Consider the following 24,545-nt stretch of genomic DNA (forward strand, 5'->3'; position numbering starts at 1 on the left):
GTACGCCGCACTACGCGCGCCGTACAATGCCGAGCCTAATTCCAGCCTCTGCAAGGACATAACGGCCACATGCGCACCAGTCAGTTCCTGCTCTCGACCCTCAAAGAAACCCCTTCCGATGCGGTGGTGATCAGTCACCAGCTGATGCTGCGTGCCGGAATGATCCGCAAGCTGGCGTCCGGCCTCTACACCTGGATGCCGATGGGGCTGCGAGCGCTACGCAAGGCCGAGGCCATCGTTCGCGAGGAAATGAACAAGGCAGGCGCGCTGGAAGTCCTGATGCCCGCCATCCAGCCGGCCGAACTTTGGCAGGAATCCGGTCGCTGGGAGCAATACGGACCGGAGCTGCTGCGCCTGAAGGATCGCCATGACCGTGAGTTCTGTGTCGGCCCGACCCATGAGGAAGTCATCACCGATCTGGCGCGCAATGAGCTAAACAGCTACAAGCAGTTGCCGATCAACTTCTATCAGATCCAGACCAAGTTCCGCGACGAGATCCGCCCGCGCTTCGGGCTCATGCGTGGGCGCGAGTTCCTGATGAAGGATGCCTACTCCTTTCATCTGAACCAGGAGTCGCTGCAGGAAACCTACGACCGGATGCATCAAGCCTACTGCAACATCTTCACCCGCCTAGGCTTGAACTTCCGTCCGGTGCAGGCCGACACCGGCTCCATCGGCGGCACTGGCTCCCACGAATTTCATGTACTGGCCGAATCCGGCGAGGACGATATCGCCTTCAGCGATTCCTCCGACTACGCGGCCAACATCGAGAAGGCCGAAGCCATCCCGCGCGAAACCGAACGCGCAGCCCCTGGCGAAGAGTTGCGCCTGATCGATACACCGGATGCCAAGACCATCATCGAGCTGGTCGAGCAGTTCGGCGTGGCCATCGAGAAAACCGTCAAGACGCTTGTGGTGCACGGCATCGAGAAAGGCCAACTGGTCGCCCTGATCGTACGCGGCGACCATGAACTGAACGAGATCAAGGCCGCCAATCTGGCGCAGGTCGCCAGTCCGCTGGTATTCGCCTCGGAAGCCGAGATCCGCGCTGCCATCGGCGCCGGCCCCGGCTCACTGGGCCCGCTGAACCTGCCGATTCCTTGTGTAATCGACCGCTCCGTCGCACTGATGAGCGACTTCTCCGCCGGCGCCAACATCGATGAAAAGCACTATCTCGGCCTGAACTGGGAGCGCGACCTGCCGTTGCCGCAGATCGCCGACCTTCGCAACGTGGTCGCTGGCGACCCCAGCCCGGACGGCAAGGGCAGCCTGGTAATCAAGCGCGGCATCGAAGTCGGTCATATCTTCCAGCTCGGCACCAAGTACAGCGAAGCGATGAACTGCCAGGTCATGGGCGAGAACGGCAAGCCGGCGACCCTGATCATGGGCTGCTACGGCATCGGGGTTTCCCGCGTGGTCGCTGCGGCTATCGAGCAGAACTACGACGAGCGCGGCATTCTCTGGCCGGACGCCCTGGCACCGTTCCAGATTGCGCTGGTGCCGATGAAATACGAGACCGAGGCGGTCCGCGAAGCTACCGACAAGCTCTACGCCGAGCTGACCGCAGCCGGCTACGAAGTTCTGCTCGACGATCGTGACAAAAAGACCAGCCCTGGCGTCAAATTCGCCGACATGGAGCTGATCGGCATCCCGCACCGCATCGTCATCAGCGATCGTGGATTGGCGGACGGCGCGCTGGAATACAAGCATCGCCGCGATGCCCAACCACAGCAGGTAGCCGTTTCAGATATCCTCTCCTTCATCAATTCGCGTGCTCATCGCTGACCGGAAACCATGCTCAACCGACATCTTGTCGCTTCAACCAGCGCCGCGCTCTGCGCGGCGCTTCTGCTTGGCGGCTGCGCCAATCACCTGCCTCAGCGCAGCGAGCATGAAGCGCGCACCGAACGCAAACTGCTCGACCACAGCCTGCGCATCGAGCTCGGCGAACCACAGGTACTCGAACTGCCCCAGCGGCGTGTTCGCGTGCAGGAACAGAAAACCTTCGAAGTCACCGATGTCGAGGTCACACGCCGTTACGATCGCTATACGCCCTATCAGCCGTGGCGCGAGCTGTACGAAATCCCGATGGGGGTCGTCGCGGTAGTCGCCGGGATCGGCGCCAACGTGCTCAACGTAGTGATGCTCGGGAACATCCCCGAACGCGCCACACGAGACTGGATCAGCTACGGTTTCGCCGGTCTCAATCCGTTCATGAACGTCGAGTCCAACGGACGCTCGCAGCAGAATCTCGCCAGCCTCGATGAGCAGCGACGGGATGCTCGGCTCGAGTACACCAGCCTGCCCTGGGCCGAACGGCCGGTTCGGGTCGTCGCCGGTCCGCAGACCCACGAACTGACCACCGACCGTTACGGCGTACTTCGCCTGAACCTGCTCGACGGATCGTTCGCTGACCAGGATGTCACTCAGGTGGGCAAGCTGCAGCTATCGGTAGAGGATCCGCAGGACGGTACGCGAGCTGACGCCACGCTACTGGTCAGCCACAAGCTGCGCGGCAAGCTGCAGGAGGCGCACGACCTCATATTCGATGACCTCGAGGGTGACGATGTGGCGCAGTGGGTGCATCGAGTCAGACGGCTGTCCGAGCTCGGCATGGAAGAGGAAGCCAGCGAGCTGGAGCAGAGCCTGATCGAGCTGACGCGCAACGACCCTGAGCTGCAGAAGCAGTTTCTGGACAGCCTGATCGAAGGCAGCGACGGAAACTAAACCCGATGATCCCGCGGATGCTCGTTCTGCCGTTGCTTCTGGCGCTGGCGTTGTCGGCAAACGCCAACATCCGCCAGGCGCCTGAACCCGAGCTACGCGATCTTATGCAGCGTACCGTTGCGGAGGCTGACAGCTTTCAGGATCGCTTCGACGCGGAAGTCTGGCTGGTGGACATGTCCGGCCGCCTCAAGCGCTACCTTCCAGACGCTGGGGAGCGCCTGACGCTGCTCAGGCTGGTACACCGCGAAGCGAGCAAAGCCGGCCTGCAACCGGAGCTGGTCCTGGCGCTGATCCACGCCGAAAGCCATTTCGACCGCTTCGCCATATCCAGCGTCGGCGCACAGGGCATGATGCAGGTAATGCCGTTCTGGAAGGCGGAACTCGGACGACCGCAGGACAACCTGACCGACAACGCCACCAATCTGCGCTATGGCTGCACCATCCTGAGCTATTACCTTCGCAAGGAAAACGGCGACATCAACCGAGCGCTGGCCCGCTACAACGGCAGCCTTGGCAAGAATCGCTATCCAGCCAAGGTGATCGGCTTCTGGCAGGACTTCTGGTACGTCAAACCGTAAGCGACTCGCAGCCGGAACCACTGGCGCGGATTACTCGCCGCGCAGCTGCTTGAGGTGCTCGAGTATGCCCTCGGCAGTCTGCTCGCCAACCAATTGCTTGCGAACCCTGCCTTCGTCATCCACCAGATAGCTCACCGGCAACACTGCGCTGCGGGACAGCTGCAATCGCTCGGCCGGATCGTCGCTCAGCACCTTGAAGCGAATGCCAAGGGTTTGTGCCGCCTGCGCAAGCTCCTCCCCTCGCAGCTCGTCGAAATTGACACCGAGCACCTCCAGCTGCCGCTCCTGCTCGGCCAGGGTATTGAGTTCAGGAATCTCCGTACGACAAGGGCCGCACCACTCGGCCCAGTAATTGATCAGCAGCCACTTGCCCTGCAGATCGGCAGCGGCCACTTCCCTGCCGTACTGATCCGGCCCCCAACTGCTGTCACAGGCGGCGAGCAGCACGCAGGCGAAGATGAAAAGCGATGAACGTAGTTTGACCATGAGCGATGCCTCGTCGGAATGAGCGGAAGGATACCGCGTACTCCCCGGCCGAGCACGATCAGGCAGCCGGTTGCGGGCATCGAACGGTGACGCCAAATAAGCGCCGCGTTTTCACTGTTCTGCGAGTCCCGTCACGCCGCCCATCGCTCAAGTGCACAGTTTTCGCCGGACCGGACTGCCTATAATTCCGCACCTCACCGACTAACCAGTAGCGAAGCCATGTCTCAACACAATGACAAACTGATCGGTAGTGTGCCGTCGCGCATCGTCGAGCAAGCAGCCATTTCGCTGACCACTTATGACGGTCGCATCGCTGAGTTCAATGTTGCCAGCTGGCTCCAGCTGCAGGGAAAGGCGGGACTGATGGTCTCGCTGGTTGCCAAGTACCGCGACGGACAACAGCAGCGGGAAGCGGCTATCGATCACGGTCGAACCGATGGCGCCGGCAAGATCCTGCTCTCCGGTATCGCCCGGCTACCGGTAAAGCAGAAGATCGAAGAGCTGCAGATTCATCTTCGACCGGCCTCGGCAGTGGTCGCCGTATCCGTTGAAGAACTGTTCGTGCATCCCGTCGAGCCCGTCACGGCTGAGCGCATTACCGCACAAGCCTGATCAGCCACTGACCTGCTTCGACGTGTCCGGCACGTTTTGCACAGCTTCTGCTTCTTCCCCGCTCCGCCCCTCCGACCGGTCCACCAGAGATTCGGGCCACTGGGTGAAACGCAGACCGGTCAGGCGATTCAAGGCATCCAGCGCGGCGTCAGGCGCTCGCTGGTGCAGATAAAGAATGGTGCTGCGCTTGCCGTTCATCACGCCGTCCTCTCAACCATCATATCCATTGCCAGAAGCATGCCAGCATTCGAGCCGAGGCCCGATACGCCTCGGGGCGCGGCGTGCGGCCGGCTTCCGCCCGGCCCAAGCGCCCCAGAAAACTGCGCAATCATTCCGTTACTGACGATTTTTGTCACCACCGGCCTGCAACCAGCTCGCCAGGCTGCCACCGAACAGATTGGTCTGCTCCTGTTGCAGCAACTGCAGCGAACGACGCAGCGTCGGGTACCAGGGCTCGTCGAGCTGCTCCGGTAGCGCGTCGCGTGCCGACAAGGGCCAGGGATTGCAGCGCAGCAGCTGATCGAGGCTGTAATGCCCGAGGTCTCGACACAGCACCCAGCCGCCCGTACCAGTTCGGCAAACCAGCTGCTCCTGCTCGAAGAAGCCAAGGATTTCGTCCCATTCGTCCTCGGGTAGGCGCAGGCCAGCCCGGTGCAGGTCACGCAGATGTAGCTCCCTGCCCTCCTGCTGACGCTGGTGCAGCGTGCGCAGCAGCATCAGCATGACCAGCAGCCGCGGCAAAGGGCGGCGGCGCCATTGCTGCGAGGAGGACAACCCGCAGACCAGCTCGGCGCCGAACAGCACGATCATCCATGACAGATAGACCCAGAGCAGAAACAGCGGAACGGCGGCAAACGCGCCGTAGATCAACTGATAGCTGGGAAAGTAGCTGACATAAAGACCGAACAGCTGCTTCGCCGTTTCGAACAGCACCGCGGTGAAGACTCCCCCCACCAGGGCGTGACGTAGCGGCACCCGCGTATTGGGCACGGCGGCATAGATCAGGGTGAACGCGGCGACACTGAGCAGCAATGGCATGACCTTGATCAGCGTGCCCACGCCAATGAGCGCATAGGGCCCCGAGATCAATGAAAGCGAGGCGACATATGTACTGGTAGCGAAGCCGGCGCCGAGCAGCAATGGGCCGAGACTGAGAATGGCCCAATAGAGCAGAAAGCTGGACACGCCACGCCGGGGCTGCCGAACGCGCCAGATCGTATTGAACGCCTTTTCGATCGTCAGCAGCATCATCAGAGCAGTGGCCATGAGGAACCCGACACCGAACCAAGTCAGCTGCCGTGCCTGGCTGGTAAAGGCCAGGAGGTACTCCTGAATGGTCGCACCGGTCGATGGGATGAAGTTGTTGAAGATGTAGTACTGGATCTGTTCGCCGACGCCCTTGAATGCCGGAATCGCCGAGAGCATGGCGAAGGTCACCGTCATCATCGGCACCACGGCGAACAGCGTGGTATAGGTCAGCGCCGCAGCACTGTGGGGCCCTCGATCCGTCAGGAAACGCCTGACCAGGAAACGGCCGAATTCCAGCATGTTATCGATGCGCTGATGCATCCATTCTCCCTTAGAGGCACGACGACCCCGAGATCTTGCCGCAGCGGACAGATGCCGTCCCTGCAAATGGCCCGTGCTGCACATTTCGGCAGGCACCCCGTTGAAGGTTAGAATGGCCACCTCAACCGGCGAGACGCAACCTCAAATGACCGAACTCACGCTTTATCACAATCCGCGCTGCTCCAAATCACGCGCTGCACTGGAGCTCCTCGAAGCCCGCGGGCTGAAACCCGAGATCGTGCGTTATCTGGATTCCCCGCTTTCGACCAGCGAACTCAAAGAGCTGCTGAACAAGCTGGGACTTACCGCCCGGCAGCTATTGCGGACCGGCGAAGACGAGTACAAGACGCTCGAACTGGCTGATGCCGGACTGGAGGAAGCCCAGCTGATCGCAGCGATGGTCGAGCACCCGAAGCTGATCGAGCGTCCGATCCTGGTCGCTGGCGACAAGGCCATCATCGGCCGACCGCCGGAAAAGGTTCTGGAGATATTGCCGTGAGTGCGCCCTACGTTCTCGTACTCTACTACAGCCGCCACGGCGCCACTGCTGAAATGGCGAGACAGATCGCCCGCGGTATCGAACTGACCGGCATGGAGGCGCGCCTGCGCACCGTCCCGGCGGTCTCCACCGAATGCGAAGCCGTCGCACCGAGCATCCCGGACTCCGGCGCGCTCTATGCGACGCTCGATGATCTGAAGAACTGTGCCGGGCTTGCACTGGGCAGCCCGACCCGCTTCGGCAACATGGCAGCGCCAATGAAGTACTTCCTCGATGGCACCAGCAGCCTGTGGCTGACCGGCGAACTGGTTGGCAAGCCAGCCGGCGTATTCACCTCGACGTCCAGTCTGCATGGCGGCCAGGAAAGCACCTTGCTCTCAATGCTGCTGCCGCTGTTGCACCACGGCATGCTGATACTCGGTCTGCCCTACAGCGAGAATGCCCTACTGGAAACCCGCGGCGGCGGTACACCCTACGGCGCCAGCCATCATGCAGGGGCGGACGGCAAGCGTCTGCTCGACGAGCATGAAATCGCCATTTGCCGCGCGCTGGGGCAACGGCTCGCGCGCACCGCTCAACAGCTGGAGACCCATCGTGGCTAAGAAGCGCAAACCCCTACCGACGCTGGAATGGCTCAAGCCACGGCTCAGGCTCAGCCGGGCCATCAGCCTCGCCAGCTTCTTCGGCCTCGCTGCGCTGCTGGTTGTATGGAATCTGGTATTTGCCGACCTTCACGGAGCGCGCATCTGGGTAGTCCTGAGCATCCAGCTGATTCCATTACTGTTGGTTGCCCCGGGAATGATCGCCGGCAGTCCGCGAGCGCATGCCTGGACCTGCTTCATCGTCAACCTCTACTTCATCCAGGGCGTGCTGGCCGCCATCGACCCGGCGCGCATGGTCTACGGATGGCTGGAAGCGTTCATCAGCCTGACGTTGTTCATCGCGGCTTTGCTGTACACCCGTTGGGCCTACCAATACGAACGCAAGCTCGCTGGAGAAAGCTGACCGCTGGGCCGACCGGGGATGCAGACATGCGCTCGCGTCCCGACCGGCACTACCAGCCAAGCGTTTCCTTGAGGAAGGGAATGGTCAGCTTGCGCTGCGCCTGCAGCGAGGCTTGGTCCAGCTCGTCGAGCAACTCGAAAAGCGCGCTCATGCTGCGCGAACCACGGGTCAGGATGAAACGACCGACATCATCCGGCAGGTTGAGCCCGCGACGCGAAGCACGCAGCTGCAGCGCACGCAGCTTGTCCTCGTCGGTCAGCTGCTGCAGCTGGAACACCAGAGCCAGGCTCAGACGCGACTTGAGGTCAGGCAGCTCGACCGCCAGTTCGCGTGGCGAGGCATCCGCTGCCAGCAGTAGCCGCCGCCCGGCATCGCGCAGGCGGTTGAACAGATGGAACAAGGCCTCTTCCCAGATCGCGTCACCCGCCACGGCATCGAGATCATCCAGGCACACCAGTTCGCTCTGCTCGAGATTGTCCAGCAGGGCCGGTCCGTACTCAGCGACATCGGCCAGCGGTAGATACACCGCCAGTTCGCCGCGCTCCTCGACCCTCAAACAGGCCGCCTGCAGCAGATGGCTACGACCGACGCCGGTTTGCCCCCAGAGGTAGATCAGTTCATCGGACCACCCTGCGGCAGGCGAGCACAACCGTTCGACATAGCCCAGGGCAGCCGCGTTGGCGCCCGGATAGAAGTTGGCGAAGGTGGCGTCGTCGCGCAGACGGACGCCGAGAGGAAGCTGGATGGGTTTCATGGCTGGCTGGGTGGTTCGGCCGGTGCACCGGCGGGCTCGGCGTAAAGGTCCGAGAGTTTATAGAGATCATGGACGTGGCGCAGCAGAACCATGATCACCGCAGCCACCGGCAATGCCAGCAACACGCCGGTGAACCCGAACAGCTGGCCGCCAGCGAGCACGGAGAAGATCACCGCGACCGGATGCAGCCCGATTCGATCGCCTACCAGCAGCGGCGTCAGCAGCATGCCTTCGAGCATCTGCCCGACCGTGAACACGGCGGCCACTCCCAGCAGCGGATAGGGCGCCAGGCCGAACTGGAACAGCACGGCCACCACGGCCGCACCAATGCCGACAACGAATCCCATGTAGGGAACGATGCTGGCAAGCCCGGCCAACACGCCGATGAGCAGCCCGAGTTCCAGCCCCACCAGCATCAGGCCGGAAGCATAGATGACCGCCAACGCCAGCATCACCAACAGCTGGCCACGCAGGAAAGCACCGATGACTTCATGGCATTCGCTCATCAGGCCAACGATCATCCCTTCACGCCGGCGCGGCAGCAAACTGCGCAACTTGCGCATGATCAGGTCCCAGTCACGCAGCAGGTAGAAGCTGACCACCGGGATGAGCAGCAGGTTGCCCAGCCATGCCAGCAGCGCCAGGCTGGAAGCGGTGGCCTGGCTCAGGATCACGCCGAGCACATCGGTGGTGCTGCCCAGATGAGCGCTGAATGCAGCCTTGAGCTGATCCAGGCGCCAGAAGTTCTCTTCCAGCCCGAACTGCGCCTGCGCCCAAGGCAGCGCCTGATGCTGCAGCCAGTCGAGCGCCAGCGGAGCCAGCTGATATAACCGCATCAGCTGCTTACCCAGTATCGGCACCAGCACCAGCAACATCAACAGCATCAACAGGCTGAACAGGGTGAACACCGCGATCACGCCCCAGGTCCGCGACAGCCCCCAGCGCTCCAGTCGATCGACCAGCGGATCACCCAGATAGGCCAGCAGGATGCCGATCAGAAACGGCGTGAGAATAGGCGTCAGCAGGTACACCAGCCAGGCACACAGCGACAGTGCCGCCAGCCAGAGCCAGCGGTTCGAATCATTCACGGACATGCTCTTTGCCTTCCTTGCACATACTTGGCGCGCCGGACACGGCGGCATCACCAGCGGAAACGCAGCACCGGGCCACTGTCGGCCGGCATGGTCGGCGCACCGACCGGCTCACTGGTGTCCCCCCGCTCTTGATTCATCGGCTGCTGCGCATCCAGCGGCGACTGATCGCCACTGACCTCCTGCAAGCGCGCCAGCGACAACTGCGCACGCAATTGTTCCGGACTGGCCTTGACGCGGTAGACCAGACGATCGCTCTCGACTCGCAGAAGCGTGCCGGCGAACGGCTCGAGCAGGCGCTCGAGTTCGGCGAAACGCGCCATGTCGGCACCCATGACCTCCAACGTGATCTCCGATGCGGCACCGGGCTCGACCACATAGCGGGGCGCGAGATACTGACTGACCGCCAGCATCACCGCATCGGCAAGCATCGCCGGATTTTCGCCCTCGGCCTTGCCTGCGCGCTGCTGGCCATCGACCCATACCTTCCACTGGGCACTGTCCCCACTCGCATGCACGGCGAGCACCACATCGGCGTCGTAGCGCTCGGACGACTCGCCAAGCAGCTCGGGACGCGCCTCGGCCAGACTCTCAGGAGTCGCCAGCAATTGTTCCGACAGATCAGCCAACGGCAGACGCAGCGGCAGGCCTCGGTGCTGCGCGGCGCGGCGAAGGATATCGGCACTGTCCTGGCCGTCTCCGACCAGCTGCGTGCCGTCCACGCTGTCATTCAGCCACCATGCCAGCACCGTCGGGCGATTCACTCCCCACAGGGCGACACCGGCACGCCGCAGGCTGCGTTCGGTGGTAGCCGGATCGAAATCGACGACGATGTGATCGCCTTCGTAGCCATACTTGCTGATCAGCTGCTGGGGGTCGGCACGCAGCGCGGCTACCGCCTCGCGCTTGACCACCTCGGCATCGCCGGTCAGGCGCAGCACCAGCGTATCGAAAGCCCGCTGCAGCGCCGCGGCGCGCTCCTCGGTCTGTTGACCGGAAACGGATTCGCGCACTTCATATAGGGTTCGAAGCGGCTCGGCATGGCCAGGCAGAGCCACCCCGAACGCGATGCACAGGGCGAGTAAGCGGAAGATGAGGCGCATGGTCGTTCTCGCAGACCACCAGTGGCTGGCGGCGTGAAGGGGGATGTGGAGCGCTACACCTTAAACAGCCCGCCCCGAGGCGGCAACCGCCTGCCTCACAGTTGGTATGCAGGAATCACGACGCCAGTGCCGGCGACCGCCGGCGGGATGGCCGCTAAGCAGCAAGCCTGATAAAATCGCGCGCTTTCCGCAGACCGGTCCGACGCTTGTTCGAGCCCTGCAATCGGACACCAGACAAACGCGGCGCCGAACAGGGCAAGCGTATTGCTGAGGCCGAACGCAGCGACTGACCGATCGCCACCCGCACTCCTTCCACAGGCCCGGATTCTATGAGCAAGCAACCCTCCCTCAGCTACAAGGACGCAGGCGTCGATATCGATGCAGGCGAAGCGCTGGTCGAACGCATCAAGGGCGTGGCCAAACGCACCGCACGACCTGAGGTGATGGGTGGCCTGGGCGGCTTCGGCGCCCTGTGCGAAATCCCGGCGGGCTACAAGCAGCCGGTGCTGGTATCCGGCACCGACGGCGTCGGCACCAAGCTGCGTCTGGCGCTGAACCTGAACAAGCACGACAGCATCGGCCAGGATCTGGTCGCCATGTGCGTCAATGACCTGGTCGTCTGCGGCGCCGAGCCGCTGTTCTTCCTCGACTACTACGCCACCGGCAAGCTCAACGTCGACGTGGCCGCCACCGTGGTCACCGGCATCGGCGCCGGTTGCGAACTGGCCGGCTGCTCCCTGGTGGGTGGCGAAACCGCCGAGATGCCGGGCATGTATGAAGGCGAAGACTACGATCTGGCCGGCTTCTGCGTCGGCGTGGTGGAGAAGAGCGAGATCATCGATGGCTCCAAGGTGCAGACCGGCGATGCACTGATTGCCCTGCCCTCCTCCGGCCCGCACTCCAACGGTTATTCGCTGATCCGCAAGATCATCGAGGTGGCCGGTGCCGATATCGAGAACACCCAGCTGGCCGGCAAGCCGCTCACCGAGTTGCTGATGGCACCGACCCGCATCTACGTCAAGCCGCTGCTCAAGCTGATCAAGGACACCGGCGCGGTCAAGGCCATGGCCCACATCACCGGTGGCGGCCTGCTCGACAACATCCCACGTGTGCTGCCCGAAGGCGCCCAGGCGGTGATCGACGTTGCCAGCTGGTCCCGCCCGGCGGTGTTCGACTGGCTGCAGGAGAAAGGCAACGTCGACGAACACGAGATGCACCGCGTGCTCAACTGCGGCGTCGGCATGGTCATCTGTGTCGCCCAGGATCAGGTCGAATCCGCCCTGGCCAACCTGCGGGCATCCGGTGAAGCGCCCTGGGTCATCGGCCGGATCGACGCTGCAGCGCAAGGTGCGGAGCGCGTCGTGCTGAACAACCTGAAACAGCACTGATGGCTGCAACCTGCAATGTGGTGGTGCTGATCTCCGGCTCCGGCAGCAACCTGCAGGCGCTGATCGATAGCCAGGCTGAGGGGAATCCGGCACGCATTTGCGCAGTGATCGCCAACCGCGCCGACGCCTTCGGCCTGATCCGCGCCCAGGGCGCGGGCATTCCCACCACCGTACTGGATCACAAGGCGTTCGACGGCCGCGAGGCCTTCGATGCCGCGCTGATGCAGGCCATCGATGCCTATATGCCCGATCTGGTAGTACTGGCTGGCTTCATGCGTATCCTGACGCCCGGTTTCGTGCGTCACTACCAGGGCCGGCTGCTGAACATCCACCCTTCCCTGCTGCCGAAGTACAAGGGGCTCGATACCCATCGACGCGCCCTCGAGGCGGGAGACGCGGAGCACGGCTGCAGCGTCCACTTCGTTACCGAGGAGCTTGACGGTGGGCCGGTGGCGATCCAGGCGAGCCTGCCTGTTCAGCCGGGCGAGAGCATCGACGGGCTGACCCAACGGGTGCATGTCGCCGAGCACCAGATCTACCCGCTGGCCGTGCGCTGGTTCGCCGAGGGGCGCTTGCGCCTCGCCGAACAAGGCGCGATGCTGGACGGCGCCATCCTGCCGGCTTCCGGCTACCAGATCAGAATCTAGGAGACACCATGCGTCGCGCCTTGCTGCTCGCTCTTGCCGTACTGGCCCTTCCGGTCCAGGCCCTGGAGCTCAAGCCCTTCTCCGCCAGCTATACCGCCGACTGGAAACAAGTGCCGATGAGCGGCACCGCCCAGCGCAATCTGGAGCAACTTGACGACGGCAGCTGGCGCCTGGATTTCGAGGCCTCGATGCTGGTCGCCAGCTTCAACGAGCGCAGCACCTTTCGCACCGAGGGCGATACGTTTCTGCCGCAGAGCTATCGACTCAAGCGCAGCGGGCTGGGCAAGGGCAAGCGCGTGGAACACCGCTTCGACTGGGCCAACAAGCAGGTCGAGGGCAGTGACCGCGGTGACCCGGTGAAATTGCCGCTGCATCGCGGCCTGCTGGACAAGTCTACCTACCAGCTGGCATTGCAACATGAAGTGGCCGCCGGCAAGCAGAGCATGAGCTACCAGGTAGTCGACGGCGACGAGATCGAAACCTACGACTTCCGTGTACTCGGCGAGGAAAAGGTCAGCACCAAGGCCGGCCAGGTCGATGCGATCAAGGTCGAGCGCGTGCGTGACCCGACCCAGAGTAAGCGCGAAACCATCCTCTGGTTCGCCAAGGACTGGGACTACCTGCTGGTCCGCCTGCATCAGGTAGAGAAGGACGGCAAGGAATACCAGATCATGCTCGAAGAGGGCAGCGTTGGCGGCAAGACCGTCAAAGGCAACTGATCCATCGCGGCGGCCATCGATGCCGCCGCACCTCCCCTAGCTGCGAGTTCACCGATGGCCCTTTCACGTTCCCTGCTGATCGCGCTGCTGCTGTCGCTGGCTGGCTGCCAAACCTTCTTTGCTGACCGGGCTCCTTCGCGAGTGGCCACCGAGCGCCTGCAGGGCGAGGTACGACTGGTAGACGGCCAGCTGCAGTTCCAGACCTGCCAGGGACAGCGGACACTGACGCTGCTGGAGCAGAACAGCGGACTGGCGGAAGATGCCCAGGCGCTGATGGCCGGCCAGCCGGGCCACCTGTTCGCCGACCTGCGCGGCACACTCCACCAGGCCAGGCCGGACGAAGTCGGGCAGTTTGCGCTGACCCGCGTCTACCGCCTGCAGCGCGAAGGCCACGGCTGCGGTGAGGAAAACTTCGAGCACCTGATCCTGCGCGCCAGTGGCCACGAGCCGGACTGGACCGTCAGCGTGACCGCTCGTGGCATGCTACTCACCCGTCCCGGACAGTCACCGATTGCTCTGCCTTACCTGGAAGAGCAGCTGCCCGGCGGCCAACTCAGCCTCACCAGCGAAGCCAACGCGCAGCGGCTGGATCTCTGGGTTGCGCCGCAGCGCTGTATCGATAGCGCCAGCGGAGCCGTCAGCCACCTCAGCGCCGAGCTTCGCCTGGACGGCCAGACCCTGCGCGGCTGCGCCTATTACGGCGGCGGTCGCGACGACTGAAATCACGAATGCGGGGCGTTCGCCGCGCTCATCCTGAAAGAACAGCACTCATGAACAACGCCCTGAATCTGCTGCACCCCTACCCCTTCGAGAAACTGCGTGCCCTGCTTGCTGGCGTCCAGCCGCCTGCGGACAAACGTGCCATCGCGCTGTCGATCGGCGAGCCCAAGCACCGTTCACCGGATTTCGTAGCCCAGACATTGGCGGACAACCTTGATCAGCTGGCGGTCTATCCGACCACCCTCGGCATCCCTGCTCTGCGCGACGCCATCGCGCGCTGGTGCGAGGGGCGTTTCGGCCTGGCTGCCGAAGCGCTGGACCCGGCGCGCCATGTGCTGCCGGTGAACGGGACGCGCGAAGCACTGTTCGCCTTCACCCAGGCGGTGGTCGATCGCGATGCCGATGGACTGGTGGTCAGCCCCAACCCGTTCTACCAGATCTACGAAGGCGCGGCGCTGCTGGCCGGGGCGACGCCGCACTACCTGCCGTGCCTAGAGCAGAACGGCTTCAACCCCGATTTCGATGCCGTGCCGGCAGAAATCTGGCAGCGCTGCCAGATCCTCTTTCTCTGCTCGCCGGGCAATCCGACCGGTGCGCTGGTGCCGCTGGAAAACCTGAAGAAGCTCATCGCCCTGGCCGACGAGCATGACTTCGTCATTGCCGCCGACGAGTGCTACAGCGAGCTGTACTTCGACGAAGCCAACCCGCCGGCCGGCCTGCTCAGCGCATGCGCCGCGCTGGGCCGCGACGACTACAAGCGCTGCGTGGTCTTCCACAGCCTGTCCAAGCGCTCGAATCTGCCCGGACTGCGCTCGGGCTTCGTCGCCGGTGATGCCGAGATTCTCAAGGCGTTCCTGCTCTACCGCACCTATCACGGCTGCGCCATGCCGGTGCAGACCCAGCTCGCAAGCATCGCCGCCTGGAACGACGAGATACATGTGCGCGCCAATCGCGAGCTGTATCGGGCCAAGTTCGACGCCGTGCTGGACATCCTCGCGCCTGTAATGGACGTGCAACGTCCGGATGGCGGCTTCTACCTCTGGCCGCGCACACCGATCGACGATCAACAGTTCACTCGCGAACTGTTCGCACATGAGCACGTCACCGTGGTGCCCGGCTCCTACCTGTCCCGTGAAGTGAACGGCGCCTCCCCGGGTGCCGGACGCGTGCGCATGGCGCTGGTCGCACCGCTAGCCGAATGCATCGAAGCAGCACAGCGAATTCGCCACTTCATAGAAACGCTCTGACAGCGCACCGGGCGGTCCGGCCGCCCGGCTTCGCGATGTTCAAGCCACGCCAGGCGGGATCATATCCTTGCCATAGTCGCGCAGTTTTTCCAGATTTTCCGGCTTCATGTGCTCGGGAATATCCGCCTTCGGATGCTCCTCATGCCGGTCAGAGTCCGCTGGCTCGCGCGCATGCTCGGTACGCTCGTCGTGATCATTCATACAACGCCTCCTGTTCAGATTGCGTGCTCTTCCCAGATCAGCTGTCCCTCGTCGCTGACCTCTATAACCTTAGTCAATGCGGCCTCGGCGATGGCGTCCGCTTCCGATGCCAGGTCGTAGCGACGGCCATCGGCGACCTTGAACACATGCACGTCTTCATCGCTGTCGCGCCGTTTGATGGCGATCACTGCCTCGAATGCATCCTCGGCAGGCACGGCCGAAGAAATCGCCTCGAACTTCTCGAAATGCTTGCGTGCCATTATTTGTCACCTCACCGTTGCGATTGTCATCAATGGACAACAGCACTCGCGTAAAAGGTCGAGAGCGCCGGCTGAACGACGCTGCTGCGGCAGGCTCGAACCTTTACGCGCAATCCGGAGGGCTGCCCACGTGGAAATGACCGAACACTACGCGAATATTGAACCGAGCCGCGCCGAGGTGGACGCGCTGGAAGGCCCCGTGCTGCTGGAGTTCGGCACCGCCTGGTGTGGCCACTGCCGCGCCGCCCAGCCGCTGATTGGCAAGGCGCTGACCGACCGCTCGGGCATCCGCCATCTGAAGATAGAAGACGGCCCGGGCCGGCCGCTCGGACGCTCATTCCGGGTCAAGTTGTGGCCTACGCTGATTCTGCTGGACAGAGGCCAGGAGCTGGGGCGCGTGGTGCGGCCTCAGGATGTGCAGGCGATCCAGCATGCCCTGGGCGCAACGGGACGAGACTGAGCTACGAACACTCAGGCGCCGCCCCGAGGACGATGCGGGCAACAACGCCACGCTCCGCCTCCATCGGCAGACGAGGCGTGGCATAATCCGCCGTCCAGTTTTGCAGGAGTCTTGGAGAGTTGCCCTATGTCCGAAGCTGATCAGCGGTTGCGCCTATACGGAATCAAAGCCTGTGACACCATGAAAAAGGCCCGTACCTGGCTCGACGAACATGGGCAGGACTACGACTTCCACGACTACAAGAGCGCCGGCATCGACCGCGCCCATCTGGAAGCCTGGTGCAACGAACACGGCTGGCAGACCGTTCTCAACCGTGCCGGCACCACCTTCCGCAAGCTGGACGACGCTGCCAAGGCCGATCTTGACCAGGCCCGGGCCATCGAGCTGATGTTGGCCCAACCGTCGATGATCAAGCGCCCGGTACTCGACCTGGGCGATAGAACCCTGATCGGCTTCAAGCCCGATCTTTACGCTGCCGCACTGGCAGCGCCGAACTGACAGCAGCCCCGCCTCAAGGCGCGGCCATCGAAAAAGGATAATCCCATGTCTGCAACGCTCTTCAGCCTCGCCTTTGGCGTCGGCACCCAGAACCGCCAGGGTGACTGGCTGGAAGTCTTCTACGCCCAGCCCCTGCTGCAGCCGGCCGGCGAACTGGTCGCTGCCATCGCCCCGCTGCTCGGCTACGCCGGTGGCAATCAGGCGATCGCCATCACCACCACCCAGGCGGCGCAGCTGGCCGACGCGCTGAAGCCGCTGGACTCCGCCCAGCATGCCCTGCTGACCCGTCTGGCAGAAAGCCAGCGCCCGCTGGTGGTTACCCTGCTGGCCGAAGACGCAGCCCTGACCTCGACGCCCGAGGCCTACCTCAAGCTGCACCTGATCTCCCATCGTCTGGTCAAGCCGCACGGCCTGAACCTGACCGGCATCTTCCCGCTGCTACCCAACGTCGCCTGGACCAACCAGGGCGCCGTGGATCTCGCCGAACTGGCCGAGCGCCAACTGGAAGCGCGGTTGAAGGGCGAGCTGCTGGAAGTCTTCTCGGTGGACAAGTTCCCGAAGATGACCGACTACGTGGTGCCGGCCGGCGTGCGCATCGCCGATACCGCGCGCGTGCGCCTCGGCGCCTATGTGGGTGAAGGCACCACGGTGATGCACGAAGGCTTCATCAACTTCAACGCCGGCACCCAAGGCCCGGGCATGATCGAAGGCCGCGTCTCGGCAGGCGTGTTCGTCGGCAAGGGATCGGACCTGGGCGGTGGCTGCTCGACCATGGGCACCCTGTCCGGCGGCGGCAACATCGTCATCTCGGTTGGCGAAGGCTGCCTGATCGGCGCCAACGCCGGCATCGGCATTCCGCTGGGCGATCGCAACACCGTGGAATCCGGTCTGTACATCACCGCTGGCACCAAGGTCAGCCTGCTCGACGAGAACGACCAGCTGGTGAAGGTGGTCAAGGCTCGCGACCTGGCCGGCCAAAGCGACCTGCTGTTCCGCCGCAACTCGCAGACCGGCACCGTGGAGTGCAAGACCCACAAGTCGGCCATCGAGCTGAACGAGGCGCTGCACGCGCATAACTGACGCAGGAGCAGCGGCAAGCTGCGAGCCATAAGCGCCTGCCTTGCCGCATCCCCTGCTGCACGAGGCTTGCCGCTTATGGCCCTGTTCTCCCCCTGGCGCGCCGACTTCCCCGCTCTGGCGGTACTCGAAGCGCAAGGCCAGACCTACCTCGACAGCGCCGCCACGGCCCAGAAGCCGCAGGCGCTGATCGACGCCCTCAGCGGTTACTACACCAGCGGTGCGGCCAATGTGCACCGTGCCCAGCACCAACCTGCCGAACGCGCCACCCGTGCCTACGAAGACGCCCGCATTAAAGTCGCCAAGTGGCTGAATGCCGCCTGCCCGACCGAAATCGTGTTCACCCGTGGCGCGACCGAAGCGCTGAACCTGCTTGCCTACGGTCTGGAACACCTGATCGAAGCCGGCGACGAGATCGTCATCAGCGCCCTCGAGCATCACGCCAACCTGCTGCCCTGGCAGCAGCTGGCCAGACGGCGCGAGGCCAAGCTGCAGGTACTGCCCATCGATGCCTCCGGGCGTATCGACCTCGCCGCGGCGGCAGAGCTGATCGGACCGCGCACGCGGCTGCTGGCGGTGAGTCAGTTGTCCAACGTGCTCGGCTGCTGGCAGCCGCTCGAACCGTTGCTGCGCCTGGCCAAGGCACAGGGCGCGCTGACTGTCGTCGATGGTGCGCAAGGCGTGGTTCATGGCCGCCATGACATGACCACGCTAGGCTGCGACTTCTATGTGCTATCCAGCCACAAGCTCTACGGGCCGGATGGCGTCGGCGCGCTCTATGGGCGCGGCGAATCCCTGCTGCAGCTGCGTCACTGGCAGTTCGGCGGCGAGATGGTGCGAGTCGCCGACTACCAGAGTGCCGAGTTTCACGCCGCGCCACTGGGTTTCGAGGCCGGCACACCGCCAATTTCAGGCGTGATCGGGCTGGGCGCCACGCTGGACTATCTCGCCGACCTCGACACCACCGCGATCGGCCGCCATGAACAGGCGTTGCACGATCTGTTGCTCGCCGGCCTCGCCGAGCGCAGCGGCATTCGCCTGCTCGGCTCGCCGCAGGTCGCGCTGGCCAGCTTCGTTGTCGAGGGCGTGCACCATTCCGATCTCGGTCACCTGCTCACCGAACAGGGCATCGCCGTGCGCAGCGGCAATCACTGCGCGATGCCGCTGATGAAGCATCTCGGCCTGGAAGGTGCCACCCGCGTCTCGCTCGGCCTGTACAACGACCAGAGCGACCTGCAGCGCTTCTTCGATGCGCTGGACCAGGCCTTGGAGCTGCTGCGATGAGTGGATTGCCCGACACCGCCCGCGAGGCCTTGGCGACCTTCGCCCAGGCGCCTGGCTGGGAGCAGCGCGCACGCCTGCTGATGCAGTGGGGAGAACGGCTGGAGCCGCTGGACGATGGCGAACGCAGCGAGGCCAATCGCGTTGCCGGCTGCGAGAGTCACGTCTGGCTGATAGGCCAATGCCAGGATGGCCGCTGGCATTTCCGCGCCGCCAGCGACGCCCGGCTCATTCGCGGCCTGCTGGCGGTACTGCTGGCGCGGGTCAATGGACTGGATGCGGATGAACTGGCCCGAGTGGACATGGCCGACTGGTTCGCAAGCCTCGGCCTGTCACGCCACCTGTCGCCCTCGCGCAGCAACGGCATGAACGCCGTGCTGCAGCGAATGCGTGAGCTGACCGGCTGATCGCTATAGCTGGGCTACAGCCCAGCCTACGAACGGCCGTCTCCCGCGATCAGCGCTTGCGCAGGATCACACTGCCGATCGAGTAACCGGCGCCGAACGAGCTAAGCACGCCAAGGCTGCCGCTGGGCAGGTCGTCCTGATGCTTGTGGAAGGCGATCACCGAGCCGGCCGAACTGGTGTTGGCGTAGGTGTCGAGAATCACCGGGGCTTCGTCCTCGGTGGCATCGCGACCGAGCAGCTTGCGTACGATCAGGTGATTCATGTTCAGGTTGGCCTGGTGCAGCCAGAAGCGCTTGACCGATTCCACCGCGATGCCGTTTTCGCTCAGGTGCTCGCCGATCAGCTCCGCCACCATCGGACAGACTTCCTTGAAGACCTTGCGGCCTTCCTGGATGAACAGCTTGTCCGGGTTGCTCATGTACTCTTCGGCGGTGCGGTTGAGGAAGCCGAAGTTGTTGCGGATGTTGTTGGAGAATTCGGTCACCAGCTTGGTGCTGAGCACCTCCCACTGATGTGCGGAGGTGGCCAGATCTTCACGCTCGATGACGACCGCGGTGCAGGCATCGCCGAAGATGAAGTGGCTGTCGCGGTCACGGAAGTTCATGTGCCCGGTGCAGATTTCCGGGTTGACCATGAGGATGGCGCGCGCCTGGCCGAGCTTGATGCTGTTGACCGCGTTCTGGATACCGAAGGTCGCGGACGAGCAGGCCACGTTCATGTCGAAGCCGAAACCCTTGATGCCGAGTGCGGCCTGCACCTCGATGGCGATGGCCGGATAGGCGCGCTGCAGGTTGGAACAGGCGACGATCACGCCATCGATATCGGCCGCCGTCTTGCCGGCGCGGGCCAGTGCTTCTTCCGCTGCCTTGACCGACATCTCGCAGAGAATCGACCACTCGTCATTGCTGCGCTCCGGGATGCGCGGAACCATGCGCTCGGGGTCGAGGATACCGGCCTTGTCGGTGACGTAGCGGCTCTTGATGCCGGAGGCCTTTTCGATGAAGGCGGAGCTGGATTCGGCCAGCGGCTTAATCTCACCGGCCTCGATGGCCGCGGCATTCTCGCTGTTGAAGCGGTGCACGTAGGTGTTGAAGGACTCCACCAGTTCGTCGTTGGAGATACTGCTGGCAGGGGTATAAAGGCCGGTACCGCTGATGACGACGTTGTACACAGTCGTTCCTCTCGAATAGGGCTTGATCGTACTGACGGTGGGACGGTACGGCGGCTAGCCTTGGCCAACCACGATCATTCCAGCGCCTCTTTAATGGCGGCTATTGTGCATGAAAAGCTGAAAGAATCCGTAACATTGCGCAGATTACGAAGCCTGTAATTAAGCCATTCGGCGCATAATCCTGTGACCGCTCGGTCTGAATATGAAGAGGGCGCCATCTGGCGCCCTCTTCTGTTCACAGCGTAGCCTGCAACGCTATTTGACGCCCTGCCCGAGCAGCACTCCATCGACCTGCTGGCCATAGAGGTTGACGCCATCGTTGGCGTGATACTTCAGGCGCGTCTTCTCCACTGAGCCCTCGATCAGGCGTGGGTCCTGCGGACGCTCGTGGCTGTTCATGTAGGCTGCGACATGCCAGGCATCCGCATCACTGAGCGAGCCACCCTTGCCGAGCGGCATGCTCTCCTTGATGAACGCCGCTGCGGTGTTGATCCGGTGCATGCCGGCGCCCCAGTTGAACGAGTCCTTGCCCCACAGCGGCGGGAACACGTACCCGCCACCGGCCTTCTGCCCCTGACCATCGTCGCCGTGACAGACCGCGCACTGCTCGGCATAGATTTGCTTGCCCTTGGCGATATCGAAACCGCCCTGGGGCTGCGGGACTTCCGGATAGGCCCGACCCGGCAGCTCCTGGCCGGTCGGCGCGCCGGTGGACAGCCAATAGGAGTACGCCGTCAGCGCATTGATGACATGGCTGTCCGCGGCCGGCGGCGTGCCGTTCATGCTGAACTGGAAGCAGCCCTGCACCCGCTCGGCATAGCTGTTGACCTTGTCGTTCTTCTTCCGATAGGCCGGGTACATCGGGTAGGCGCCCCACAGCGGCGCGGAGTTGGCCTTGCGCCCCTGATCCAGGTGGCAGTTGGTGCAGTTCATGCCGTTGCCGACGTACTCGGCCGCGTACTTCTGCGTATCGACGAAGATGGCTCGCCCCTGCTGCACCAATTCGCCATAGGCGTTGGCGGGCAGGTCCTTCTCCTGGGGCGGTTGGAAGTAGCTCTCACCGGCGCCCTTTTCGGCTTTCTGCGTCAGCTGGGATTGATCATCCATCTTGATCTCGGCGGCCAGTGCGACGCCGCCGATGGACATCGCCAGCAGGGTAACTAGCAGCTGCGCGTTCATTGACCGGTCTCCTTCTGCCCGACGTTGGCGAAATATTCGGCAACGGCCTGGACCTCGTCGTCGCTCATCGCCCGCGCGATATGCCCCATCAGATCATTCGGATCGTTCTTGCGTGTGCCCTGACGCCAGGCGTTGAGCTGCGCGCCGAGATACTGGGCCGACTGCCCGGCCAGCGGCGGGAAGCTCGCGCCGACGCCTATGCCGCCGGGGCCATGGCAGGCCACGCATTCGGGAATGTTGCGCTCCCAGGCGCCGCGCAGAGCGAGGCGCGCACCGACGCCTTCGGCGGCCTCTGCACGTCCGATGGCAGCGAAAGCAGGCGCCGGCATGGCCTCCAGAGTTGCCGCGACGGCATCCATTTCCTCATCGCTCAGCGCAGCGGCGATCGGCTGCATGATCGGATTGCTGCGCGCACCGGAGCGGAAATCGTCGAGCTGCTTGCGGCTGTATCCCGCATCGATCCCTGCCAGGCGCGGAAAGCCTGCGGCCGCCATCCCCATCGCATCGGCACCATGGCAGGTCGCACACGCCATGGCTGCAGGGTTGGCACCCCCTTGTGTATAAATTTTTTGCCCATCGGCAGCCTGTGCCTGCATTGAAAGCAACAATGCAGCCACACCGGCCAGGGGCCAGTGAATGGATTTCATGTAAGGGCCTCATCAGCTGTTGTAGTTATGCTGTCGCCACCTGGCGTCGTTCGGATCGACGCTCTGTTTCTATGGTCGGTCTGCGGCAGCTTGTCGCAGAACGAACGCTATCACACCGCGGCGGCCGCTCTCCAGAAACAGAATAAGCTTAGAACTGCTTTGCATATGCCGATCCCGACCGGCAGGGCCGAACCTCAACCAGCGCGCACAAGCGGACAAGGTTGGCTATCCTTTGTCACCCTTCTCTCAGGACCGCCCATGAAAGACCAACTCGCCGAGCTGATCACACTCATCAGCTCCGGTTGCATGACCGATGAAGAAATTGCCCGGATCGCTGACGAAGCTGCCCAGGCCTATGCCGACCCACAGGCGTTCCTGCAGGCCAATCCGGACATCAACTATGACGACAGCTTCCCGATTCCACTGGGCGAATGGGTGGTAGTAGGCAGCCTGCCGGATACAGTGCTGTTCCAGGCGGACGACTATCAGGAACTGTTCGGCCAGATCGTCGCGTCCTTCGGCGAGAGCGTCAGTTTCGTGCTCAAGCCCAAGCAGCTCGCCAAGACCGAACCGCTGACCGCGCTGAACCGCATCCAGGTGCAGCTGAGCAGCCTCTACCCGGAGAAAGGCGGTTATGTGCTGGTGGACTTCAGCGAGCCGCTGGACGATGAACTGCAAGCGGTACTGGTGTACACCTGCGACGTGCCGCGGCTGATGGAACTGGCGGTGGAGGTCGGCATCTATGCCGCGCCCGCGCTGGAAGCCCTGCGCGCCGAGGCCGAACAGCAAACCTCGCCCTGAGCCGTGGCTAACCGCGCCGCCCCTTGTCGCGGCGCAACGGCTCAAGCAGCGCGGCAAGGCCGTTGTGGTCGATTTCGTGCATCAGCGCCAGCAGCTGGCCGAGGCTGCCGGGCGGAAAGCCGACGCGGGCGAACCAGGCGAGGTAATGGCCGGGCAGGTCGGCAATCAAGCGCCCCTTGTATTTGCCGTAAGGCATCGTCTGGGTCACCAATCGTTCAAGGTCTTCGGCTTTCATCGCATTAGGCAACGGCGGGCTGGAGCGCTCCATACTGCCACAGGCGCCGACGAAGGCTATGCCGACTTGCCATCGCCCGTGCCTATCCAAGGGATAGAAAGGCTTGCCTGGCTCTCGCTCGCAAGCGAGCCAACAATCGCCCCCATCACGGCGAGGAAAGAAACGCGATGCAAGCACCGACACAGATGAACGAACTGGACGACGCCACGCTGACCTTTGCCGAGCAGGTGTTCGACAGCGCGCGCAACGGCGACAGCTCCCGCCTGGACCAACTACTGGGCCAGGGTATGCCACCGAACCTGCGCAACCACGCAGGCGACAGCCTGCTGATGCTCGCCAGCTACCACGGCCACCTCGCTGCCACTCGCGTGCTGCTGGAACATGGCGCCGACCCGCAGCTGCGTAATCACCGCGGACACACGCCCTTGGCCGGCGCCGCTTTCCAGGGCGACCTGGCAATGGTCGAACTGCTGCTCGAACATGGCGCCGATGTCGAAAGCCGCTGCGAAGACGGCAAGACCGCGCTGATGATGGCCGCCATGTTCAACCGCACCGCGGTCGTCACGCACCTGCTCGCTCTGGGCGCCGATCCGCACGCTCGTGACGCCAGTGGTGCGACAGCGCTGACAGCAGCACGCCTGATGGGCGCTGTCGATACCGAGGCGATGCTGCGCTGCGACGAGGGGCAATCCGATTGAACGCCGCGCGCTGATCACCACCCTAATGCGGAGAGGTCCTTCATGAACACACCGCAGACAGGAGGTGAACCATGGCACTCCCCGCGACCGCCAAAAGGGTCACAGAGCATACCGCCGAGCACGTCAATCAACAGATCAAGGAGCGCACCCAGCGCTCGGTGGAGTATCACCGGCAGCATCCGCAGCTTATTCCGCGCCGGCTACGCGAGCTCGATGCCGAATGGGACATCGAGCGCACGCTCGAAGCCAACGCGGCGACGCTCATCGTCACGGGCTCGGTGCTCGGCCTGACGCTCAGTCGCCGGTTTCTCGGCATTCCACTGGTAGTCGGCGGCTTCCTGCTGCAGCACGCCTTGCAGGGCTGGTGCCCGCCGTTACCGGTCTTCCGTCGCCTGGGCCTGCGCACGACGGAGGAAATCCAGGAGGAACGCTCTGCGCTGAAGGACATCGCCAACCAAACCGCGACAAGCCCGCAGGGCTGACCG

The 24,545-nt window shown here is 63.5% G+C and carries 32 protein-coding genes; 20 read left to right on the forward strand and 12 right to left on the reverse strand.

What is annotated here, in order from left to right; all coding sequences use genetic code 11:
- The first annotated feature begins 69 nt into the window (after positions 1-69).
- From OUY36_RS15030 to OUY36_RS15040, 3 genes are read left to right on the forward strand one after another with little or no spacing between them, the layout of a single operon-like run.
- Positions 70-1,785 carry a proline--tRNA ligase gene (locus OUY36_RS15030; RefSeq protein WP_267934877.1) on the forward strand — a complete coding sequence of 572 codons (1,716 nt, stop codon included), beginning with the start codon at positions 70-72 and terminating at the stop codon, positions 1,783-1,785.
- A 9-nt stretch (positions 1,786-1,794) separates the two neighbouring features.
- On the forward strand, positions 1,795-2,727 hold the full coding sequence (locus OUY36_RS15035; protein WP_267934878.1) for a hypothetical protein: 933 nt from the start codon (positions 1,795-1,797) through the stop codon (positions 2,725-2,727).
- A gap of 5 nt (positions 2,728-2,732) precedes the next feature.
- Positions 2,733-3,305, forward strand: coding sequence for a lytic transglycosylase domain-containing protein (locus OUY36_RS15040; protein WP_063539753.1), 573 nt, complete (start codon positions 2,733-2,735; stop codon positions 3,303-3,305).
- 30 nt (positions 3,306-3,335) lie between these two features.
- On the opposite strand, the gene OUY36_RS15045 is transcribed toward OUY36_RS15040, so the two are convergent.
- Positions 3,336-3,791, reverse strand: coding sequence for a TlpA family protein disulfide reductase (locus OUY36_RS15045; protein ID WP_208216395.1), 456 nt, complete (start codon positions 3,789-3,791; stop codon positions 3,336-3,338).
- 219 nt (positions 3,792-4,010) lie between these two features.
- Here OUY36_RS15045 and OUY36_RS15050 point away from each other — a divergent pair, with 219 nt between their 5' ends.
- On the forward strand, positions 4,011-4,403 hold the full coding sequence (locus OUY36_RS15050; protein WP_133456560.1) for a hypothetical protein: 393 nt from the start codon (positions 4,011-4,013) through the stop codon (positions 4,401-4,403).
- Here OUY36_RS15050 and OUY36_RS15055 read toward each other — a convergent pair whose 3' ends face one another.
- Together OUY36_RS15055 and OUY36_RS15060 are read right to left on the reverse strand one after the other, a co-directional pair.
- Positions 4,404-4,601: a hypothetical protein gene (locus OUY36_RS15055; protein WP_133456559.1), complete on the reverse strand. Its 198-nt coding sequence runs from the start codon at positions 4,599-4,601 to the stop codon at positions 4,404-4,406. It lies immediately after the preceding gene.
- A gap of 138 nt (positions 4,602-4,739) precedes the next feature.
- Positions 4,740-5,972: a virulence factor BrkB family protein gene (locus tag OUY36_RS15060; RefSeq protein WP_156243594.1), complete on the reverse strand. Its 1,233-nt coding sequence runs from the start codon at positions 5,970-5,972 to the stop codon at positions 4,740-4,742.
- Between the two features lie 145 nt (positions 5,973-6,117).
- Between OUY36_RS15060 and arsC the strand changes: the two genes are divergently transcribed.
- Genes arsC through OUY36_RS15075 form a run of 3 tightly spaced genes read left to right on the forward strand, consistent with a single transcriptional unit; the run spans position 6,118 to position 7,476 of the window.
- A complete protein-coding gene (gene arsC / locus OUY36_RS15065; RefSeq protein ID WP_102840045.1) occupies positions 6,118-6,471 on the forward strand; it encodes an arsenate reductase (glutaredoxin) in 354 nt (117 codons plus the stop codon).
- On the forward strand, positions 6,468-7,073 hold the full coding sequence (gene wrbA / locus OUY36_RS15070) for an NAD(P)H:quinone oxidoreductase (protein ID WP_267934879.1): 606 nt from the start codon (positions 6,468-6,470) through the stop codon (positions 7,071-7,073). Before arsC ends, wrbA begins: the two co-directional genes overlap by 4 nt.
- Positions 7,066-7,476, forward strand: a complete 411-nt coding sequence (locus OUY36_RS15075) for a DUF2069 domain-containing protein (protein WP_063539747.1) — start codon at positions 7,066-7,068, stop codon at positions 7,474-7,476. Before wrbA ends, OUY36_RS15075 begins: the two co-directional genes overlap by 8 nt.
- A 49-nt stretch (positions 7,477-7,525) precedes the next feature.
- Here OUY36_RS15075 and hda read toward each other — a convergent pair whose 3' ends face one another.
- From hda to OUY36_RS15090, 3 genes are read right to left on the reverse strand one after another with little or no spacing between them, the layout of a single operon-like run.
- Positions 7,526-8,230 carry a DnaA regulatory inactivator Hda gene (gene hda / locus OUY36_RS15080; protein ID WP_063539746.1) on the reverse strand — a complete coding sequence of 235 codons (705 nt, stop codon included), beginning with the start codon at positions 8,228-8,230 and terminating at the stop codon, positions 7,526-7,528.
- Positions 8,227-9,324, reverse strand: coding sequence for an AI-2E family transporter (locus OUY36_RS15085; protein ID WP_081253721.1), 1,098 nt, complete (start codon positions 9,322-9,324; stop codon positions 8,227-8,229). The genes hda and OUY36_RS15085 overlap by 4 nt, the downstream gene beginning before the upstream one ends.
- A 47-nt stretch (positions 9,325-9,371) precedes the next feature.
- Entirely contained in the window at positions 9,372-10,424 is a 1,053-nt protein-coding gene (locus OUY36_RS15090; RefSeq protein ID WP_063539745.1) for a DUF2066 domain-containing protein, read from the reverse strand.
- Positions 10,425-10,753: 329 nt separating this feature from the next.
- Between OUY36_RS15090 and purM the strand changes: the two genes are divergently transcribed.
- From purM to dapC, 5 genes are read left to right on the forward strand one after another with little or no spacing between them, the layout of a single operon-like run.
- Complete coding sequence (gene purM, locus OUY36_RS15095; RefSeq protein ID WP_125852971.1) at positions 10,754-11,812, forward strand: phosphoribosylformylglycinamidine cyclo-ligase; 1,059 nt, start codon at positions 10,754-10,756, stop codon at positions 11,810-11,812.
- Positions 11,812-12,459, forward strand: a complete 648-nt coding sequence (gene purN, locus OUY36_RS15100; RefSeq protein WP_063539743.1) for a phosphoribosylglycinamide formyltransferase — start codon at positions 11,812-11,814, stop codon at positions 12,457-12,459. Before purM ends, purN begins: the two co-directional genes overlap by 1 nt.
- A gap of 8 nt (positions 12,460-12,467) precedes the next feature.
- Positions 12,468-13,178: a DUF3108 domain-containing protein gene (locus tag OUY36_RS15105; RefSeq protein WP_063539742.1), complete on the forward strand. Its 711-nt coding sequence runs from the start codon at positions 12,468-12,470 to the stop codon at positions 13,176-13,178.
- Positions 13,179-13,232: 54 nt separating this feature from the next.
- The gene (locus OUY36_RS15110; RefSeq protein ID WP_125852973.1) at positions 13,233-13,898 is read left to right on the forward strand and encodes a COG3650 family protein; all 666 of its coding nucleotides are present in this window, start codon (positions 13,233-13,235) and stop codon (positions 13,896-13,898) included.
- Between the two features lie 50 nt (positions 13,899-13,948).
- Positions 13,949-15,145, forward strand: coding sequence for a succinyldiaminopimelate transaminase (gene dapC / locus OUY36_RS15115; RefSeq protein ID WP_267934880.1), 1,197 nt, complete (start codon positions 13,949-13,951; stop codon positions 15,143-15,145).
- A gap of 39 nt (positions 15,146-15,184) precedes the next feature.
- On the opposite strand, the gene OUY36_RS15120 is transcribed toward dapC, so the two are convergent.
- Together OUY36_RS15120 and OUY36_RS15125 are read right to left on the reverse strand one after the other, a co-directional pair.
- Positions 15,185-15,346: a hypothetical protein gene (locus OUY36_RS15120; protein WP_166082530.1), complete on the reverse strand. Its 162-nt coding sequence runs from the start codon at positions 15,344-15,346 to the stop codon at positions 15,185-15,187.
- Positions 15,347-15,360: 14 nt separating this feature from the next.
- Positions 15,361-15,606 (reverse strand): hypothetical protein, encoded by a 246-nt coding sequence (locus OUY36_RS15125; RefSeq protein ID WP_003299068.1) that lies wholly within the window; start codon positions 15,604-15,606, stop codon positions 15,361-15,363.
- 130 nt (positions 15,607-15,736) lie between these two features.
- Here OUY36_RS15125 and OUY36_RS15130 point away from each other — a divergent pair, with 130 nt between their 5' ends.
- The 5 genes from OUY36_RS15130 (at position 15,737) to OUY36_RS15150 (ending at position 19,329) form a co-directional block, all read left to right on the forward strand.
- The gene (locus tag OUY36_RS15130; protein WP_026006464.1) at positions 15,737-16,066 is read left to right on the forward strand and encodes a thioredoxin family protein; all 330 of its coding nucleotides are present in this window, start codon (positions 15,737-15,739) and stop codon (positions 16,064-16,066) included.
- 126 nt (positions 16,067-16,192) lie between these two features.
- Positions 16,193-16,564, forward strand: a complete 372-nt coding sequence (locus tag OUY36_RS15135; RefSeq protein WP_017244052.1) for an ArsC family reductase — start codon at positions 16,193-16,195, stop codon at positions 16,562-16,564.
- A gap of 45 nt (positions 16,565-16,609) precedes the next feature.
- Complete coding sequence (dapD, locus tag OUY36_RS15140; protein ID WP_063539739.1) at positions 16,610-17,644, forward strand: 2,3,4,5-tetrahydropyridine-2,6-dicarboxylate N-succinyltransferase; 1,035 nt, start codon at positions 16,610-16,612, stop codon at positions 17,642-17,644.
- Between the two features lie 75 nt (positions 17,645-17,719).
- Positions 17,720-18,925, forward strand: coding sequence for an aminotransferase class V-fold PLP-dependent enzyme (locus OUY36_RS15145; protein ID WP_267934881.1), 1,206 nt, complete (start codon positions 17,720-17,722; stop codon positions 18,923-18,925).
- Entirely contained in the window at positions 18,922-19,329 is a 408-nt protein-coding gene (locus tag OUY36_RS15150) for a SufE family protein (RefSeq protein WP_063539737.1), read from the forward strand. The genes OUY36_RS15145 and OUY36_RS15150 overlap by 4 nt, the downstream gene beginning before the upstream one ends.
- A 49-nt stretch (positions 19,330-19,378) precedes the next feature.
- On the opposite strand, the gene OUY36_RS15155 is transcribed toward OUY36_RS15150, so the two are convergent.
- From OUY36_RS15155 to OUY36_RS15165, 3 genes are all read right to left on the reverse strand, one after another.
- Positions 19,379-20,500: a beta-ketoacyl-ACP synthase III gene (locus OUY36_RS15155; RefSeq protein ID WP_063539736.1), complete on the reverse strand. Its 1,122-nt coding sequence runs from the start codon at positions 20,498-20,500 to the stop codon at positions 19,379-19,381.
- A gap of 255 nt (positions 20,501-20,755) precedes the next feature.
- Positions 20,756-21,679 (reverse strand): c-type cytochrome, encoded by a 924-nt coding sequence (locus OUY36_RS15160; RefSeq protein WP_063539735.1) that lies wholly within the window; start codon positions 21,677-21,679, stop codon positions 20,756-20,758.
- The gene (locus OUY36_RS15165; protein WP_161612211.1) at positions 21,676-22,326 is read right to left on the reverse strand and encodes a c-type cytochrome; all 651 of its coding nucleotides are present in this window, start codon (positions 22,324-22,326) and stop codon (positions 21,676-21,678) included. Before OUY36_RS15165 ends, OUY36_RS15160 begins: the two co-directional genes overlap by 4 nt.
- 258 nt (positions 22,327-22,584) lie before the next feature.
- Here OUY36_RS15165 and OUY36_RS15170 point away from each other — a divergent pair, with 258 nt between their 5' ends.
- Positions 22,585-23,127, forward strand: a complete 543-nt coding sequence (locus OUY36_RS15170) for a hypothetical protein (RefSeq protein ID WP_063539733.1) — start codon at positions 22,585-22,587, stop codon at positions 23,125-23,127.
- A gap of 7 nt (positions 23,128-23,134) precedes the next feature.
- On the opposite strand, the gene OUY36_RS15175 is transcribed toward OUY36_RS15170, so the two are convergent.
- Complete coding sequence (locus OUY36_RS15175) at positions 23,135-23,362, reverse strand: DUF3820 family protein (protein WP_063539732.1); 228 nt, start codon at positions 23,360-23,362, stop codon at positions 23,135-23,137.
- A gap of 167 nt (positions 23,363-23,529) precedes the next feature.
- Here OUY36_RS15175 and OUY36_RS15180 point away from each other — a divergent pair, with 167 nt between their 5' ends.
- Together OUY36_RS15180 and OUY36_RS15185 are read left to right on the forward strand one after the other, a co-directional pair.
- A complete protein-coding gene (locus OUY36_RS15180; RefSeq protein ID WP_063539731.1) occupies positions 23,530-24,060 on the forward strand; it encodes an ankyrin repeat domain-containing protein in 531 nt (176 codons plus the stop codon).
- Positions 24,061-24,131: 71 nt separating this feature from the next.
- Positions 24,132-24,542, forward strand: a complete 411-nt coding sequence (locus tag OUY36_RS15185) for a YgaP family membrane protein (protein ID WP_063539730.1) — start codon at positions 24,132-24,134, stop codon at positions 24,540-24,542.
- The last annotated feature ends 3 nt before the right edge of the window (positions 24,543-24,545 follow it).

Origin of the sequence: Stutzerimonas sp. R40042, assembly GCF_026642215.1 — a bacterium.
GTDB classification, from domain to species: domain Bacteria; phylum Pseudomonadota; class Gammaproteobacteria; order Pseudomonadales; family Pseudomonadaceae; genus Stutzerimonas; species Stutzerimonas frequens.